The sequence below is a fragment of the Bartonella sp. CL434QHHD genome (assembly GCF_042195145.1).
Taxonomy (GTDB): Bacteria; Pseudomonadota; Alphaproteobacteria; order Rhizobiales; family Rhizobiaceae; genus Bartonella.
Genome location: NZ_JBHINT010000017.1, coordinates 1 through 18,457, shown reverse-complemented (window position 1 = coordinate 18,457; position 18,457 = coordinate 1). Strand labels below are relative to the sequence as shown.

At 37.1% G+C, this 18,457-nt stretch carries 15 protein-coding genes and 1 pseudogene; 10 read left to right on the top strand and 6 right to left on the bottom strand.

Annotated features, from left to right (window positions below):
* Window positions 1-140 precede the first annotated feature (140 nt).
* Entirely contained in the window at window positions 141-1,322 is a 1,182-nt protein-coding gene (locus tag ACFILN_RS03585) for a tyrosine-type recombinase/integrase (RefSeq protein WP_375670869.1), read from the bottom strand.
* A gap of 294 nt (window positions 1,323-1,616) precedes the next feature.
* Between ACFILN_RS03585 and ACFILN_RS03580 the strand changes: the two genes are divergently transcribed.
* Entirely contained in the window at window positions 1,617-1,883 is a 267-nt protein-coding gene (locus ACFILN_RS03580; RefSeq protein WP_375670868.1) for a helix-turn-helix domain-containing protein, read from the top strand.
* Between the two features lie 1,299 nt (window positions 1,884-3,182).
* Complete coding sequence (locus tag ACFILN_RS03575) at window positions 3,183-4,214, top strand: aspartate-semialdehyde dehydrogenase (protein WP_273791468.1); 1,032 nt, start codon at window positions 3,183-3,185, stop codon at window positions 4,212-4,214.
* A gap of 283 nt (window positions 4,215-4,497) precedes the next feature.
* On the opposite strand, the gene ACFILN_RS03570 is transcribed toward ACFILN_RS03575, so the two are convergent.
* Window positions 4,498-5,136 (bottom strand): SH3 domain-containing protein, encoded by a 639-nt coding sequence (locus tag ACFILN_RS03570; protein WP_273791469.1) that lies wholly within the window; start codon window positions 5,134-5,136, stop codon window positions 4,498-4,500.
* Window positions 5,137-5,639: 503 nt separating this feature from the next.
* Between ACFILN_RS03570 and ACFILN_RS03565 the strand changes: the two genes are divergently transcribed.
* The 3 genes from ACFILN_RS03565 to ACFILN_RS03555 all read left to right on the top strand — a co-directional run bounded on the left by ACFILN_RS03565 (window position 5,640) and on the right by ACFILN_RS03555 (window position 8,214).
* Window positions 5,640-6,458 carry a MetQ/NlpA family ABC transporter substrate-binding protein gene (locus ACFILN_RS03565; RefSeq protein ID WP_273791470.1) on the top strand — a complete coding sequence of 273 codons (819 nt, stop codon included), beginning with the start codon at window positions 5,640-5,642 and terminating at the stop codon, window positions 6,456-6,458.
* Between the two features lie 69 nt (window positions 6,459-6,527).
* Window positions 6,528-7,562, top strand: a complete 1,035-nt coding sequence (locus ACFILN_RS03560) for a methionine ABC transporter ATP-binding protein (RefSeq protein WP_375670866.1) — start codon at window positions 6,528-6,530, stop codon at window positions 7,560-7,562.
* Window positions 7,555-8,214, top strand: coding sequence for a methionine ABC transporter permease (locus ACFILN_RS03555; RefSeq protein ID WP_015856780.1), 660 nt, complete (start codon window positions 7,555-7,557; stop codon window positions 8,212-8,214). Before ACFILN_RS03560 ends, ACFILN_RS03555 begins: the two co-directional genes overlap by 8 nt.
* An 866-nt stretch (window positions 8,215-9,080) precedes the next feature.
* Here the strand turns inward: ACFILN_RS03555 and ACFILN_RS03550 are convergent.
* Window positions 9,081-9,560 carry a MaoC family dehydratase gene (locus tag ACFILN_RS03550; protein ID WP_375664691.1) on the bottom strand — a complete coding sequence of 160 codons (480 nt, stop codon included), beginning with the start codon at window positions 9,558-9,560 and terminating at the stop codon, window positions 9,081-9,083.
* 163 nt (window positions 9,561-9,723) lie between these two features.
* On the opposite strand from ACFILN_RS03550, the gene ACFILN_RS03545 reads away from it, so the two are divergent.
* Window positions 9,724-11,058 (top strand): NAD(P)H-dependent oxidoreductase, encoded by a 1,335-nt coding sequence (locus ACFILN_RS03545; RefSeq protein ID WP_375663736.1) that lies wholly within the window; start codon window positions 9,724-9,726, stop codon window positions 11,056-11,058.
* Window positions 11,059-11,872: 814 nt separating this feature from the next.
* On the opposite strand, the gene ACFILN_RS03540 is transcribed toward ACFILN_RS03545, so the two are convergent.
* Complete coding sequence (locus ACFILN_RS03540) at window positions 11,873-12,229, bottom strand: hypothetical protein (RefSeq protein ID WP_273791474.1); 357 nt, start codon at window positions 12,227-12,229, stop codon at window positions 11,873-11,875.
* 1,514 nt (window positions 12,230-13,743) lie between these two features.
* On the opposite strand from ACFILN_RS03540, the gene ACFILN_RS03535 reads away from it, so the two are divergent.
* From ACFILN_RS03535 to ACFILN_RS03520, 4 genes are all read left to right on the top strand, one after another.
* Entirely contained in the window at window positions 13,744-13,914 is a 171-nt protein-coding gene (locus ACFILN_RS03535; RefSeq protein ID WP_375631490.1) for a hypothetical protein, read from the top strand.
* 596 nt (window positions 13,915-14,510) lie between these two features.
* On the top strand, window positions 14,511-15,254 hold the full coding sequence (locus ACFILN_RS03530; protein WP_273791688.1) for a creatininase family protein: 744 nt from the start codon (window positions 14,511-14,513) through the stop codon (window positions 15,252-15,254).
* Between the two features lie 21 nt (window positions 15,255-15,275).
* The gene (locus ACFILN_RS03525; RefSeq protein WP_375670864.1) at window positions 15,276-16,298 is read left to right on the top strand and encodes a CobW family GTP-binding protein; all 1,023 of its coding nucleotides are present in this window, start codon (window positions 15,276-15,278) and stop codon (window positions 16,296-16,298) included.
* Window positions 16,299-16,308: 10 nt separating this feature from the next.
* A complete protein-coding gene (locus ACFILN_RS03520) occupies window positions 16,309-17,280 on the top strand; it encodes a WD40 repeat domain-containing protein (protein WP_375654624.1) in 972 nt (323 codons plus the stop codon).
* A 510-nt stretch (window positions 17,281-17,790) separates the two neighbouring features.
* Here ACFILN_RS03520 and ACFILN_RS03515 read toward each other — a convergent pair.
* Entirely contained in the window at window positions 17,791-18,033 is a 243-nt protein-coding gene (locus tag ACFILN_RS03515; protein ID WP_375663735.1) for a hypothetical protein, read from the bottom strand.
* Window positions 18,034-18,104: 71 nt separating this feature from the next.
* A pseudogene (locus tag ACFILN_RS03510) lies at window positions 18,105-18,457 on the bottom strand (hypothetical protein); the annotation flags it as partial.

The following is an 18,457-nucleotide window of genomic DNA, read 5'->3' as shown; positions in this document are numbered from 1 at the left end:
TATTAACTATATATAAATAGCAATTCGTAGCAAACTTTTCCAGCAAAAAAACAATATCTTGTGATTTTTTATCAAGAGAAGCAATAATTTGTGATTGTATTATCCGTTATGGATAAAATAAGGAAAATGGAGACATAGAGCTATCCACAACTTTTATTGTTTTGACCAGTGATATAAGAAGCCCATCTATCCATAAAAATACGACGCTGTTCTAAATAGTCTGTACGACGATAAGCACGCTCCACTTTTCCCCCTACCGTATGACCTAGAATGGTTTCAGCGACCTCATAAGGGGCATTGGTTGTTTCTGCGAGCCAATCACGTAAACTAGAGCGAAAACCATGGGGGCAAGCTTCCAGACCAGTTTTTTTCATGTATTGTAGCATGCTGTTTTGTGCAAGAGGACCGCGACCGGTTGCAGAAAAAAGAAACCCATTGCGAGATAAAAGGCGTGCTTGTTTAATCACTTTTAGTGCTTCTGATGATAAAGGAACGCGAAATTCTTCTGTAGCATCGCGTCGTCCTTTCATACTTTCAGCAGGGATAGTCCATATATCCCCATCAATCTGATCTTCACGCATATAACGCAAAGGGCGTGTACGAACACCTGTCAAAATAAGTAAACGCAAAGCCAGTTGTGTCATGGTTGTTGTTTTGCAGAGTGACTGATAAAAGGAAGGCACATCTTTCCAATCCATTGCAGGTAAATTTTGTGCTTTATGGCGTTGCTTCCCTAAAAGAGCGCGTGCTTTTATTGTTGCTTGTAAATCAACATCCAGCCCCAAAGCAGCAGCATGTTTAAGACAAAGATTAAGACGATTTATTGCTTTCTCTGCTGTTGCAGCTTTTGTATGCCATATGGGAGCAAGAACATTACGTATCTCTGTTTGTGTAATTTCTGAAATAGGAATACAGCCTAATTTGGGGAGAATATAAAGTTGTAAAGGTAGAAACCAATTCCCAGCCTTGCCATCTCCTTTTAATTCAGCTTTACGACTTTCAAAAGCATCTAAGGCAATGTCTTTTAAATAATGGAGATTACTTATTGCCTCACGCTTTTGTTTCTCACGTTCTTTAATGGGATCACGCCCCTCATGCAAAACAGAACGCCATTGATTTGCTAATTCACGGGCTTTTTTTAAAGAAACATTTCGCAACGCACCCAAGCCCATTTCGCGGCGCCGACCATGAATGGTATAACGATAAAGCCATTGAGCACCACCATCTTTACGCTTATGGAGAAGCAAGCCGGCACCATCATTATATTTGCCAGCCCCCAATGTTGCGACAGCCCTTGCATTAAGACGATTCATAAGAGGCATTTTTACTCCTTTCTTTCCTCATTTTTACCCACACACCAGCCCCGCTTTTGACGTGCAAGCAAGTGATATTAATTGATTCAATCTGAGAGGGTTTGTGATGAGAAAATCTTACTATATTCGGAGTTATGATTCAAGTTGAAAAAGAATGATTTATTATTATAAATCAATGTTTTGCCAGACCCCGGAATACTAATGCGAGGGCGCTCGCAACCGGTGGGGACATCAAGTGAAAGCCAAAAATCTACATTTTTACGATATTTCTTTAGGCCAAAAATTCGCTTCAGAAGAAACGTCATGGGTTTTTCTCAAAAACAATTAGGAAGTCATTTAGGCGTAACATTCCAACAAATCCAAAAGTATGAAAAAGGCTTAAATCGCGTAAGTGCAAGACGTTTACAGGAAATTGCTCATATATTAGATGTTCCCGTTTCCTTCTTTTATGCTGATAGCGCAAAAAAAGAAGAGAGCCCCTATCATTGTGATGACAGAATAGCAAGCAAAGCAGAATATTTACTTTTAAAAAATTTCAGAATACTGACCCGCAAAAAACTTTGCAGTTGATTTCTGATGAAAAAATAACCCCTTATTTTCATAAATTCACTGAAAGGACAATCAACATCCTTAATAATCTTGACAAAAATTGTGACTGTCTCCCCACACCTCATGAGAATGAAAATTCTTAATCTAATCTGATTTGTAAATAATCCGAATTCTAACGAGTTTAACTTAGAAATAGCACGTTGATTTATAATGATAATCTAACGTTATTGATATTGAATAAGTGTTTCGAATATCGTAAAATTCTTTCATTTCAAACGTGTTCTATATTGAATCAATCAAAATCTCTTGTTTGCACAACACAAGCAAAGTTGGCGTGTGAGTAAAAATGTACAAAAAGGCATACCTCTTATTGAATCGTCTCACATACCAAGAGCTGTAACGACATTGGGTGCTAAAAAAATGTATGATGGTGCTAACTTGCTCTTTTATTAAACGTAAATATGGGAGTGTTCAACGGCTTTCCACTCATATGACTCACTTAAACAAAAGGCTCTCCAAACAAGCCTAAGAATATTCCCACACACTAAAAAAACACTTAAATATATCGAGAAAGATTAAAGATCTTATACCACCATACTACAAAGATTGATATTTATAGCAAAATAGGATTAAAGTAAAAATAAGAAATATAAAGTAAAAAATAGACACGAAAAAAATATATGTATAACTTTCATAAGAATTTATCTATATATGGATACTTAAGTTTATTCTGTTGTGCCATAAATTCTATCATTTAAGGTATGAGGGCATGAAGCACGCATACCTCCTTGAAACATTCAAATGTTTTTTAGATACCCAATATCTTTTTAAATATTTTTAGGCCTGCTTGTTGAGCCTTTAGTTTAAGTGAAAAATGGGAAGCCGCTAGAATCTAGCTGTTTACAGACTGTAATAGGAAGCTTCGCTTTTAAAGGCATAGGGAGAAAATCAAATAATTCAACAATTAACAGATAAAGTATTAAAAGATTCCACCAACGCGATACGTAATACCATCTTTAAAAAATTCAAAAGTGTGAAGGTAAACAATTGACAGAAGATAAGGAATTCACTTAATTAAAGTGTTTTCTAAAGAGATAATAGCTTAGCGTAAAATATTCAATTTTTTCAATTCTGAAAGATTAAAAAAGACGTATCATTTGAAATAAAACAATTTATTGTGCTAACGATGATGATTGCTGTGCACAAAATTGAGTTGTTGAAAATCAAAAATATAATTTAATGATGTTCCTTGACCAACTCACTCTCTCCTGAGTATAGCACGGGGAATAAATGTGGAGAGACATGAGGAGTATATAGAAAATGAGTTTTAAAGTTGCAATTGTCGGCGCGACCGGAAATGTTGGTCGTGAAATGCTTACAATTTTAGAAGAACGTGGTTTTCCTGCGCATGAAATTGTCCCTCTAGCATCACGACGCTCATTAGGACAAGAAGTTTCTTATGGAGATAAAACTTTAAAAGTAAAAGCACTGGATACTTACGATTTTTCTGACACAGACTTTTGTCTTATGTCTGCGGGAGGAAGCATTTCCAAAGAATACGCCCCTAAAATCGCTGCTGCCGGCTGTGTCGTCATCGATAATTCCTCCACGTGGCGCTATGATGCCAATGTTCCGTTAATAGTCCCTGAAGTCAATGGCGAAGCTATAAATGCCTTTTCTAAGCGTAATATTATAGCAAATCCTAATTGTTCAACAATTCAACTGGTCTTAGCTTTAAAACCTCTCCATGATGCTGCAATCATTAAACGTGTTGTTGTCTCTACATATCAATCGGTTTCTGGAGCTGGTAAAGAAGGAATGGACGAACTTTTCGAACAATCACGTGCAGTTTTTGTTGCAGACCCAATTACATCAAAAAAATTCACTAAACGTATTGCCTTTAATGTCATTCCTCATATCGATGTTTTCATGGAAGATGGTTATACAAAAGAAGAATGGAAAATGACGGTTGAGACGAAGAAAATTCTCGATCCGAAAATTAAATTAACGGCCACTGCTGTTCGGGTCCCTGTCTTTATCGGTCATGCCGAAGCCGTCCATGTTGAATTTGAAAAACCACTAAGCGCATCTGAAGCACAAGCGCTCCTCCGCGATGCACCAGGCTGTCAGCTTATCGATAAACACGAAGATGGTGGTTATACCACACCTTATGAAGGTACCGGAGAAGATGATACCTTTATTAGTCGTGTTCGTGAAGATATCACCGTTGAAAATGGTTTAGCTTTCTGGGTTGTCGCCGATAATTTAAGAAAAGGAGCAGCATTGAATGCCGTTCAAATTGCTGAATTGCTCATTTCTCGTAATTTGATAAAGCCTAAGTCCGCAAATTAATGCCCTGTCCGAAAAGATGAAGAGCCCTAACCGGTCTGTCAAAAGTCCGGCTTCTCTTCAGTATAATCTTTTCCAGCTGAGGATTCATATCACCATCCTAAAGAACCGTAATTCGAGGTATTGACAAATTTTACTCTGAATATCCTTGAATGCCTCACCACCTTAAGTTAAGCATTGCCGCCTTAATACCATTTTACGGTACAATAGGATCAGCAGCATAAGCATTTTTTGCTTTATGCTGCTGATCCTATTTGTCATTCCGGTTGTGAAATTAACTTTACCCTTATCGAGCAGGATAGGTCACGACACGGTAACGCGTTTCATTACGTTCAAAATTTTTGTAATTGACATTATTAGGAAAGGAGGGATTATAAGCACTCACGTGCTTTACAGAAACGCCTTGTGCTTTTTGCGACGGATTTAAAATTGTTCGTTCATCCCTTTTTTTAACACCTGTAGAATCGATAATCACATCTGTTCTGTATAGTTTTTGCATATTTTTCCGTGTTTTTTGAATCGCCGGAAGAGCTTTAAAGTCGGAAACAGCCTGTTTTACTTTTTCTTTTGGCGATTTTACCATGGCTTTTGATTTTACAGGCATCCTTTTAAAAGCAATGGTAGGAACATTGTTAACATTGACGTAACGTGCAGATGCCCAACCAACTTTTCCGTGATAACCAAGAGAACACCAAGTTTTATTGGATAGGCAGCCATAAATTTGCACTTTTGCTCCCATTGGAACCATTGCGATAACTTTATAAGCTGTCGCAGGACCTGTGCGTAAAGATACCTGACCTGATGCAACACGAGCAACTGTTCCTGTAATGGTTCCAGCTTCTGCGTGAAAAGCAGTCACAGCCACCTCTGACGCTCCCAAAGCCCATAAAATCATTGTTGTTGATAAAAATTTCTTTCTTAACATTATTTTTCTTCCTCTCTAAAACATGTGAAGGGCAAAATTTCGCCTTTACAAAAATTTGCCGCGTTTAAATCCAATGATCAGCAACCTTTATCCCCCCAAAGACCCCACAACATTGCAACAAAATCTCTCTTTATCGCCTACACGAACACGGCCTTTTGATCTTGATTGCGCAGTATGTTCTTCATGAATTTACGGCTAAAGCATCATCTGATTGTCCGGTTCTTCAACCAATCGTCCCTTAAAGAAGTTTTTTAAGTGTCATTGGTTCCCTCAACAAATGATTGCAATAGAAGAATTGATTGCCCGAATTTCAGAGCATTTCTGAGAATGAATGATGATCAGCCCTCAAAACAACTAAAATAGAAGGAAAAATAATACTCTTTGAAAAATAAAAGTGATTGAATATTCTCTAAAGCTTGTATAACTTTAAATCTCCCTAAAAAAATACAGAGCATATTGACACTTCCCTCAAAAAATCTCCTGGAAAAGAAAGTTAAAAGTACATGACATTAAAATTTTTTTCTCGTAGTCGGATTATAGGATTATTCCTCTCTCTCTTTGCTCTTTTTTTATCTACGGTCTTTGTCATGGCTACAGACAAATCAAAAATCAAACTTGGTATTATGGAAGGGCGGGATGCGATTATTTGGAAAACTGCTGCTGAACAGGCTAAAAAAGACGGTTTAGATATTGAACTCGTTTATTTTTCTGATTACGCTTTGCCTAATGACGCTGTTAACGCAGGAGAGATCGATGCGAATGCTTTTCAGCACGCCCCTTATCTTAATGAACAAATGAAACAACGTGGCTATAAACTTTCAATTGTCGGCTATACATTTATTGCTCCAATCGGTGTTTATTCACACAAAATAAAAGACTTAAAAGATCTTCGTGATGGTGCACATGTTGGTATTCCGAACGACCCATCTAATGGTGGAAGAGCCTTACTTCTTCTCAATTCTTTAGGTCTCATTAAATTAAAAGATCCTCATAATATTCTTGCATCTCCGCTTGATATTATCGAAAATCCTAAAAACCTGCAAATTCGTGAGCTCGATGCCGGTATGTTAGGGCGAGCTATTGACGATTTTGATCTTGCAATTATAAACACAAACTGGGCTATTGTTTCCGGATTAAACTTCGAAAAAGATGTAGTCGCATGGGAGAGCGCAAAAAATAATCCTTATGATAATATCATCGTTGTACGCACGAGCGAAAAAGATGAGCCATGGGTTAAAAAATTAGTTGCCGCTTACAATAACGATCTTATCCGTGCAAAAATCAAAGAGATTTTTGGCAAAACCGCCCAAACATCTTGGTAATTGTGCCAAATATCCGAGTAATTGTGCCAAATGTCCGAGTAATTGTGCCAAATGTCCGAGTAATTGTGAATGGAAAAACCTACTCTTATCTCCTTAAAAAACATCAGCCGTTGTTTTAACAAAACGGCTGGTATTCCGGTAATTAATAATCTCTCTTTAAATATCCATGCTGGTGAAATCCTTGGCATTATTGGGCGCAGTGGAGCAGGAAAATCAACACTTATCCGCTGTTTAAATGGGTTAGAGAAGATTGATGCAGGGTCCATTTTTTTTGAAGGTGTTGATATTTCCAATCTATCAGAGATAGAATGGGCGCCTTACCGTCAACGAATTGGGATGATTTTTCAACATTTCAATCTTCTCTCATCGCAAAATATTCTTGATAACATTGCATTGCCGCTTAAATTAAGTGGTGTAAGTAAAAAACAACGCCACAAACGTGCCCTTGAACTGATTGAATTGGTTGGGTTATCTGGGAAAGAATATTGCTATCCGGCACAATTGTCAGGGGGGCAAAAACAACGCGTTGGCATTGCTCGTGCGCTCGCTGCTAATCCTAAAATATTGTTATCAGATGAAGCTACCTCTGCTCTTGACCCTGAAACAACACAATCTATTCTAGAGCTCCTTGCTGATATTAATAAACACCTCAATCTCACGATTGTGATCATCACCCATGAAATGGAAGTTGTGCGCACCATAGCGCATCGCGTTGTTGTTCTTAATCAGGGGAACATTGTAGAAGAAGGACGTGTGAAAGACATCTTTACATCACCGCAAGACGATACAACCATAGCCATGCTCAAGCTTGTCACCCCGCAACTTCCTGAAAAATTTGCGAAAAATCTCAAACCAATCGGGCGAGAAGCTGTCATTGAAATTAATATTGCCGGTGAAATTGCCCAGCAGCCTTTTCTTCATCTTCTAGAAAATGAGAGTGGTTTAAAAGCACGTATTTTGCATGGTGGCATTGATACAGTTCAAGATGAAACCATCGGGAGACTCTTCTTGGCTCTTCCTGGAGAAGATAAAGAAGCTTTAGAAAAAGCTGTTCAATGGTTAACGAAAAAAGGACGATATTGTGAGGTCTTAGGCTATGTTTAATGTTCTGTCTCATGAACTTCCCCAAGCTGTTATTGATACAATATTGATGACACTTAGTGCTTCTTTTATGGCATTTATTATAGGGCTTCCCCTTGGTCTTCTTCTTCACACAACAGCACGCGGGGGGATTTTTTCCTCATCTCTCATCAATCGCCCTTTAAGCATGATCATTGACAGTATTCGTGCCATTCCCTTTATTATTCTTGCATTTTATCTTCTTCCCGTTACGCGTATCGTTGTAGGAAGAGGGATAGGAATGCCTGCTGTAATTTTTATACTGACCATTTCAGCTATCCCTTTTTATGCACGCATGGCGGAACTCTCTTTTAAAACCGTTGAAAACGGTCTTATTGAAGCGATCCGCTCTATGGGGGCAAGCCGTCTTCAAATTATCAGACATGTTCTTATTCCTGAAGCTCTCCCTAGCCTGATTACAGGTTTTACAGTCATGGTCATTTCTCTCATAGGAGCCACCTCACTTGCTGGATATCTTGGTGGAGGCGGTTTAGGGGATATGGCAATCCGCTATGGCTATCAACGCTATAATACCTTCATCATGACCATCGTCATCATCCTTTTGATCATGCTCAATATTATAACCCAATGGACTTCTGATAAAATCGTACAAAAACTTGATAAAACAAAACATTAAAAGACTTAGAATTTCACATGCCAATACCATCATCCTCTTTGCCACTTCCAAAGTGCTTCCCCCTTGCCTATCGAAAACGCTCATAAGAGATTAGGAACTTTTTTCTTAAACAGTTTTTATCTCTCCCCATCCGTTTGTAAAATGAAAGAAAATAGTTTTAATTGATTGAATATAAAAGGGGATAAAATAAGAGATCTCACAGTATGGGAGACTCTCTCTTAACATAAAAATGATAAATTATCATGTCAAATTAAGACATTGGTCACGACCTTTCCCAACCTTAGAGAACATATTGAACTTATATAGAATCAACCAAAACCTCTCGCTTGCACGTTACAAGCGGGAAGAGCTGGGTGAGTAAAAACTATATAAGAAAGGAAGGCAGGCATGCCTCTTATGAATTATCTCAAGCGCCAAGACCTGTCTTAACATTGGCGGTTAGCATATAATATGATGGTGTCGGCTTTCTTCTTTACAAAGCATAAAGATAGGGGTGCTCAATGGTTTTATCATTATACCATTCACAGGCGCCATTGCGAAATGGGTGTAACAAGCGTTGAGAGATGTTTCTTTAAAATAAGCCCGTGAATTGACAACGCAAGCATATTCCATTTGAAGCGTTCTGTTTTACGTGATGGGTATGATCCCATTAAAGAACGCTATAAACAAAAGCGTGAAGCAATGCACTATCTACATTAAGAAACTCCTCTTCAAAACGATCTAGGAAAATAGCAACCTGCTATGGCCATCAACGCTATGATAGCTCCACTATATCTATCATCCTATAGATTATTCTCAATATTATCATTGAAGAAACTTCTAATAGAATTGTATAAAAATTTTATAAAATAAAGCACTCAAATAATCTAGATATTGGAAGGTTTTTCTTCCAAAATAGCAACAATAAGCCATTGAGCTGTAAGAGCTGGTTTTTTTAAATTTTCAATTTCCACCGTAACCCCATAATGGAAAACCACTCGACCAGAAGGGCGAATTTCTGCGTCGTCTAACACAAAACGCGCACGTATCCGTACCCCTGTTTTCACAGGACTCATGAAGCGTACTTTATCGAAACCATAATTAATCCCCATTGTGCTCCCTTCTAACTCTGGAAGCGCCTCATAAGCGAGCGTAGACAAAAGCGATAATGTTAAAAAACCATGAGCAATCGTGCCGCCAAAAGGTGTCTTTTTAGCCTTTTCCTCATCAACGTGTATCCATTGATGATCATCTGTAGCACATGCAAACTGATTAATCATATCCTGTGTAACAAGACGCCACTCCGATAATCCCATTTCTTTCCCAATAAAACTGGTGACATCTTGTACTGCTATTTTTTGCTGCATAACGCTATTCCTATTTTATTTGATAAAAGCAACCACCCCTCTTGCTTTTATAAAATCCATTGATTAGAGCATCAAGAATAAAAGATTAATTGTCTTAAAAACAAATGCACTTTATGAATGAGAAAAGTTCTTTAGCAGAATAGTTTTCAAATGGGAAAAAAGAATGGCAAGCAATGTGAACCTAACAGGTTTAGCGCATGATTTAAAACAACGTGCAGAAAAGCATCCCCCCATCCGTATTGGACTGATTGGTTGTGGTGAAATGGGCACAGATTTATTATCAAGTATTGCACATATGGATGGTATAACAGTCGCAGCTGTAGCCACTAGAACGCCGTCACGTATTTTTGATGCCGCTACACTAGCCTATGGCGAGGGTGGACATGTCTGTGAAGTTGAAAATACTTATGCTCTCACGCAAAGCATTGAAAAAGGTTTGATTGCAGCAACAGATGATATTAACCTTGTTTTACGTCATGAACAAATTGATATTATCGTTGATGCAACAGGCTATCCCGAAGCAGGAGCAGAAATTGGTATCAAAGCGCTTGAGAATAACAAACATCTTGTCATGATGAATGTTGAAGCAGATGTTACAATTGGCGCTTATCTCAAACATGAAGCAGAAAAACGAGGGCTCATTTATACACTTGGTGCCGGCGATGAACCAACTGCTTGTATGGAACTCATAGAATTTGTTTCAGCCCTTGGACATAAGATTGTTGCAGCGGGTAAAGGAAAAAATAATCCTCTGCGCTTTGATGCTACACCTGACGCTTACGAAGAAGAAGCATACCGGCGTAATATGAATGTGCGCATGTTGGTCGAATTTATTGATGGTTCCAAAACGATGGTTGAAATGGCAGCCATTGCCAATGCCACCGGACTTCTCCCCGATTGCCCAGGAATGCATGGACCACGAGCAGCGCTACAAGATTTAAACAAAGTGCTTATTCCAAAACAAGATGGGGGCATTTTACAGCAATATGGTGTTGTAGATTATTCAATAGGTCCAGGTGTTTCACCTGGTGTCTTTGTCATTGCCGAAATAGCACACCCGCGTTTACGCGAACGTATGGAAGATTTAAAAATTGGTCAGGGGCCTTACTTCACCTTTCATCGCCCCTATCATTTAACAGCAATGGAAGTTCCCCTCACCTGCGCACGTATTATGCTTTATGGCAAAAAAGATATGGTTCCTCTTAGCCATCCCGTAGTAGAAGTCTGTGCTGTTGCTAAAAAAGATTTACATCCAGGTGATCAGCTAGACTTTATCGGTCTTTATACTTATCGTGCTTGGATAATGAACATTGCAGAAGCACGCGCTCACCACGCCATTCCTTGTGGTCTTTTGGAAAAAGCAACAGTAACAGCCGCAATTAAAAAAAACGAACTCATTACAGTACATAATACTGCTATTCGTGAAAATCAATGGATTGCACGTCTTCGTGCTAAACAAGACCTTTTGCTTCATTGCCCTTCTTCCGCTAAGCTATAAACACTCCTCAATTACTTTACTTAACAGTATCCTTCCCTTACGCAACAGAACAACCCAGAATACACTTGTATCAAAAATTCAGGCTTCTGTTTTAATAAAAGCATTTTCCAACGACGCACATCACCACTTCGCTCTCACAATATGTCCCGTAAATGCGACAGTATAAACCACCCCATGAGATGGCATAAGGTTCATTGTGTATCACTATCTTTGCTCTATAAAGCTACAAACTGGCATCATCATTTTATTTGCCAATATTACAACAGCGCATAGCACTTGAGATGATTAATGAGAAGAATTTTTACTCTTTTTTTCTTTAATAATTTTGTCCATACACGAACACAACTTGTTATACGTAAAAAATACTTTTAATGGATTTAACATCAAACAAATTTGAAATGATAAATAATAATTTCTCATTTTTCTTATTGCATGAGAGCCATGAATACAGGGATATTTTTTATTTTATCCCCTTATGAAAGATAAAAAAATTTAAAAAGGATAAAATATACCTTTGATGAATAATCTTCATATGAGAGAAGGTAGACAATATTAAAAGGCTGTTAAAGAGAGTGAGTATACTAGCCTTATTACTAGGATAATAACCATAGACTATAAAAAATCAGGTTACACTACTTTGTAAAAAAAATATAAATGTAAAACATTGAACTTTAATAATGTTAATAAAAGCTACATTTATTATTAAGAATAGTAATTTTATTATCAAATACAGTATAAATGATTTCAAGTATGTATTTTTTTCAACATAATGAAATGAACAAAAAAGTCATCGACTTTATCGATGATCTTTCTATTAAAGTGTAACGAATATTCCCCAAAGAGATAAAACAGCACCTAATACATCCCCAATACATAAAGAAGCAAGAAGTGATAAAATACCTACCCCCCCCCAAAAAGCTGAACCTGAAAAGGCAGCAGCTTTTTCAGCTTTCCCCAAAGCAATACCATCTTGTTCCTCAACGCCTTGAATAACTGCTCTATTCACAGTTTTAATAGCTACATTTTTTTCTAATGTAGAAATAGTAATTGCCATTCTCTCTTGAAATTGATTTTTTAAAAAACTTGCATTTCCCGCTATAGTTTGTACAAAAAAAAGAATAAATAGTGTAAAAGTGAATGAACATACACGATTTTTAAATATTTTAAACATAGCTTTCTTTGCTCCTCTTTTTCTTCACTGAAAAAATGAAGTAATCTTCACATATATAAAAAACAAAACTTATATTTAATCATTTATATAATCAGACATAATAAAACATTATATGTAATTTTGTTATTACAATATAACACATTATGTATTACATGTAAACACACAAAAAACAATAAATGATAAAAACGATTTATTCCTTTTACATTATAATAACTTAAGATACTAACAGTAATATTTTGTCATTTTTTATTTCTATTCTTCAAAGTAATAATAATTTATAAAATTTCTCATTATAATAAATATTAAAAAACAAATTCATTTAAAAAGTTAAATAATAGAGATTTTATAAATAATTTAAAATGAAGTTTTAAAGAACTATATCATTTAAAACTGTCAATATAATGATAATACTTATATATTATTTAAATAAAAACAAAAATAGAATATTGTTAGTGAATCTTTTATTCTATAACTCATCAGTAATATTGAAACATAAAATTGGTAGCGAATAAAAACCTTGATCTAAAACAAGTTTATCCTAATAAATAAACCTTAAAATAGTGTACTCTTTTTCTATAAAACAGGTATAAATTATAAAAAGCAATTAAGATCTCTATTTTCAAATGGAAGAGACGTTAATAAAATGATTCTCAACTTTTACTGATATATAAAAAGAAAAAAATACTGCTAGCATCTTAAAAAAGGTAATTCAGCCCCCTTTATCCCATACAGCATAAAGAACACAAAATATTGACTTTCAAACCTAATAAAACAAACGCATGAAATAAGTAAATCTATCAGATTTACAAAAAAATTATAAGCAATACTAGAACACCAACAAACTACCTAAAACCAGATAAAAAGAGAGTCATGAAAACTGAGATGATCCCCAAAATACTGAAAAAACTTTCTTTCTTAATTTTCATAAAAGTTATTCCATATTTTTCGTCAATATTGTAGATCACAACCATATTTATATTTTAAGTAATTATATTTACTCTATATTAGTAACAAATAATTCTCTTTGAACGAAATTTTTAGCAATATTCACATAACTGTCTTCAATTTGTGCAAAATAAATAATAATAATAAAGAATTAATCAAATTCTTGAAAGAAAAGGAATAGAGAAACTTACTAAAAAATTGCATTTTTAAAATACCAACTTAAGTAAGCACATTGAAAAAATAACGCCATGAAAACTGATATTGAATGATAAATTTATCAACCGATCACTTTAATCGCAAAATATTAATCTATAATAATAATTTATTGTTTTGCATGTTGAATGAGAAAGCTGACGATTATAAAACTCTCTTAATTTTAACTCTGTTTATATTGAATCAATCAAATTTCTTCACTTGCAAATCACAAACGAGATCGGTGTGTGTGTAAACACACTTAAAGAAAGGAAAATATCACTTATGAGGTATTTTAACTAACAAGCGCTGTTAACACAGTATTGAAAACTAGCAAAGTGAATGATGATACCCATTTTTACTTTAAAAGTGTAAATATGGTGGAACACAATAGATTTTATATTATAAGGCTTTATCGTTATACTATTCACGGGCGCCGTTGCAAAATAGGCTTGGATACCTTGAGAAATGTTTCTTTAAAACAAAAGCGTCAATGTGCAACACAATGGCGTTCTGTTTATTATGTATCCAACGGTGTTTCTTACTGAATCATCTTATAAACTGCTCTATGAGATTACAAATTTATCTTACGTGAATTCTTCCCTTTATATTTATTTTTTCTCATGAACACTAAAATCTGTTAAGACACTATCCAAAGTAAAATCAATCAACAAATATTTCTATTCTTTTGTAATATACAGATAATTGAATAGAATTCCTGATTGCAACAAAAGTCTGTACTATTGTAATAATAGAAATACTTTGATCATCCTCGCTCTATAATAAAAAAAGAATATGTAATTTACAGAAAAAATTACATTTTTAATAAATAATGAAAAATAATTTTTTCATTATTTATGTGAAGTATTTAATATGCATAAATATTTACTTATTAAAAATAAGAATATACATCAGAAATACTTACAAAAGACAACTATCTTGAGAAAGATTGCCTAATATTACAGAAAAGTTGCGTTGGCATTGCTCAATAAAAGCTTCTCTATTTTTAACAAAGCTCTCATTTTTATGCATCCATATGTGATGTAAAAAGACGCCTATTTGCGTTTCTCTTATAGATAGATTAAATAGTGACAGCACCTTCGATCACTTTGTCTATGTTAACTTCTCTTTTAGGCAATAATTTATGGTATCTAACAAGCCTTTTCTCGCTCTTTTACCTTTGGGCGCACACGAATATCACGGAGAGCACCTTCCTTTCGAAACCGACTGGATTATTGCTGAAGCTTTTGCAAAAGCCCTCACTTTACAAACAAAAGAGCAGTTTCATATCGCACTTTTACCGGTTGAAAAGATTGGCTATTCTATAGAACATATGGATGTTACAGGTACACAAACTCTTACCTTTTCCGATGCGATTAAGCGATGGATAAAGATTGGTGAAAACTGTTATCACAAAGGGATCAACCGTCTTCTTCTTCTCAATGCTCACGGAGGCAATTCACCTTTAATGAGCATCGTTATCACCGAATTACGAAGGCGCCTTTCCATGCTCGCTGTAGCAACAAGCTGGAGCCGTTTTGGTTTACCACAAGGTCTCATAGAGCCGTCTCAACAACATCTTGATATCCATGGAGGCTTTATCGAAACCTCTCTCATGCTCTATTTAGCACCAGAAAAAGTCCATATGGAAAAGGCAAAAAATTTTCATAATAAACAAGCGGATATGATTGCCAATTATCGATATTTACGTGCTTATGGTCCTCATGCCTTTGGTTGGACAATGCGAGATCTGAACACGCAAGGTGCGGCAGGAAACGCAAGCAAAGCAACACCACAAGCCGGTGAAGCAATCTTTTCTCATGTTCTGTCTCAGCTTCGTGATTTACTTGATGATATCAATCGATTTAACATAAACACATGGCAATAAAGAACAATAAAGGGTCTCTCCATGGAAACGACACACCCAAAAAAACTTCCCGTTACGGTTCTCACAGGCTATCTTGGTGCTGGAAAAACCACCCTTCTCAACCGCATTCTCAGTGAAAATCATGGCAAACGTTATGCCGTCATTGTCAATGAATTTGGTGAAATTGGTATTGATAATGACCTGATCATTGAATCAGACGAAGAAATTTATGAAATGAATAATGGCTGTGTTTGCTGCACCGTACGTGGTGATCTCATTCGCATTCTGGAAAGTCTGATGCAACGTTCTCATCGATTTGATGCGATCATTATAGAAACGACAGGGCTTGCTGATCCCGTTCCTGTAGCACAGACCTTTTTCATGGATGATACTATCCATGAAAAAACAGCTCTCGACAGTGTCATAGCGGTCGTTGATGCAAAGCATTTTCCCTCTCAACTGAAAACAAGTCGTGAAGCTGAAGATCAAATTGCCTTCGCGGATATTATTCTTTTAAATAAGATTGATCTTGTCACCCAACAAGAACGCAGCCATGCTGAATCCCTTATTCTCGCCATTAATCCCAGAGCCATAATTTACACAACAGAGCGCATTAACATCCCTGTTGATAAACTCCTCGATCGTGGCTTCTTTGATCTCCAACGCACTTTAGATAATGATCCCCATTTTCTTGACCATCATCACGCAGATCATGTATGTGGTCCCGATTGTAATCATGATCATGACCATCATCACGCATCCCCCATTCATGATATTACCATCACTTCTGTAAGTTTAAAAACAGGTGTTCTGCAACCAGAAAAGTTTTTCCCTTGGATCCAGCAGGTTACACAGCAACAAGGACCTGATATATTGCGCCTTAAAGGCATTATCGCCTTTCAAGGAGACGATGATCGTTACGTCATTCAAGCAATACATATGCTTCTTGAGGGACAACATCAACGCCCATGGCGTGAAGATGAAAAACGAGAAAGTCGCCTTGTTTTTATAGGACGCTCTCTTGATGCTGAAAAATTAAAAACTGGTTTTGAAAATTGCGCATAAGTGAGTGATAATGCCAAACATTACCCATTATGATCTCAAAAGTTACTGCCTTTCCTGCGGTTTTATAGGCAATAAACCAGCCTTTGTTTCCGTAGAAGGTTTCATTGTTTTTTTTAATCCAGCCCCACAAATCGTTGAAGTTCACCAAGGAATAATTTCAAGCCATTTTTCCCATGACAATACCGCGATCATCACCGGTGGAGAAGATGGAAAAGTCTGTCAAACAACCGCAGCAGATCACACGGAAGTGTTAAGCCAAAAAGAACGCAAATGGATAAACAACGTTGCTTTTGGTCCACAAAAAGCTTTTGCTTTTTCCTCCTCACGTCTCGCATTTGCGCATGTTGGAAAAGAACAACAAGAGCTCACACATGAACGTAGTGTAGAAGGACTCGCTTTTGCCCCAAAGGGTTTACGACTTGCCGTTGCCCATTACAATGGAGTCACTCTTCATTGGTTATCAACGCAAATATCTCCCACCACATTGGTATGGAAAGGAGCTCATTGTGGCGTCACCTTTTCACCAGACAACCGCTATGTCATTTCCACGATGCAAGAAAACGCCTTACACGGTTGGCGTCTCACTGATAATCAACATTTACGGATGAGTGGCTACCCAAGCAAAGTCAAAAGCTGGTCTTGGAGCGCAAAAGGAAAATGGCTAGCAACATCAGGTGCCTCTGCCGCAATTGTTTGGCCCTTTCATACAAAAGATGGCCCCATGGGAAAAACACCTCTAGAACTAGGCACACGAGCAAATGCGCTTGTTAGCACCGTTTCATGCCACCCAAACAAAGAAATTGTAGCAATAGGCTTCAATGATGGAATGATTTTAGCGGCACATTTTCATGATGGAAAAGAAGTCCTTCTAAAAGGTTATGGGAAAAGCGCTATCTCAGCACTTAACTGGGATCAAGCAGGGCAAAACCTCTCCTTCGGTAGCGAAAATGGTGAATGTGGTATAATCAAGATCACTGATTAAATTAAGCACCCAAAAGCGCAATCATCGCCGATAAAGAATGCCCACACAATCCTCCAGAAATCTTATCCCCTTGCATCTCTAGAGCTCTCAGAAATCCTATCTCCCTAATCTCCCCCCCCAAAGTCTCCTAAAATCTTCGTAATCATTAAATCTTCTCTTTTCTTTTCCTTCCCCCCTTTAGACAAGAAAATACCTTAGACATGTTTTTTGACCTTTTAACATTGCTACCCCCATACAAGAATAAAAACATCACCCCTAAGACCGAAAACCCCACTCCCTATCAACATCTATATAGGCTACATACTTCCACAAAAGCATTTTTCTTAAAAATTCGGCAAAAAATAGCTGATATCATCATTAAAACAACGATTTATTCCTACGATCAGAAGAATGGAATTCAACACTATTTTCCTAAATAAAATTTTTTTGATTTCCCTCTCTAAAGAGCAAGGTTGCCTACTAGCAGCCTTCTAAACTGCAGTTTTTTTCCTAGAAAATTCCATCTAATAATCATTTCATAGAGTTTCTATCACCGTCTTCTGTTCCGGTATCTCCTTCATCTCCAGATTTTGTCCCCACTCCTTCTGCCCCTGTTGAACCTGCACGTCCTTCTGTACCAATTGTTCCAGAGGACCATTCTTTTGTGCAACCTATGCCTGCACCGTTTGTTCCAGTTGAAGATTCTACTGATGAGGTTCGTCCATCTGAGCCCTCTATTCCGGTATCTCCTTCATCTCCAGATTCTGTCCCCACTCCTTCTACCCCTGTTGAACCTGTACGTCCTTCTGTACCAACTGTTCCAGAGGACCCTTCTGCTGTGCAACCTATGCTGCACCGTTTGTTCCAGTTGAAGATTCTACTGATGAGGTTCGGCCATCTGAGCCCTCTATTCCGGTATCTCCTTCATCTCCAGATTCTGTCCCCACTCCTTCTACCCCTGTTGAACCTGTACGTCCTTCTGTACCAACTGTTCCAGAGGACCATTCTTTTGTGCAACCTATGCCTGCACCGTTTGTTCCAGTTGAAGATTCTACTGATGAGGTTCGGCCATCTGAGCTCTCTGTTCCGGAGGACACTTCATCTCCAGATTCTGTTTCTCCTCCTTCTGCCCCTGTTGAACCAAAGCCTTCTGGGTCTTCTGACCCTTTGGATTCCTCGTCTAATCTCCAAATTAGAG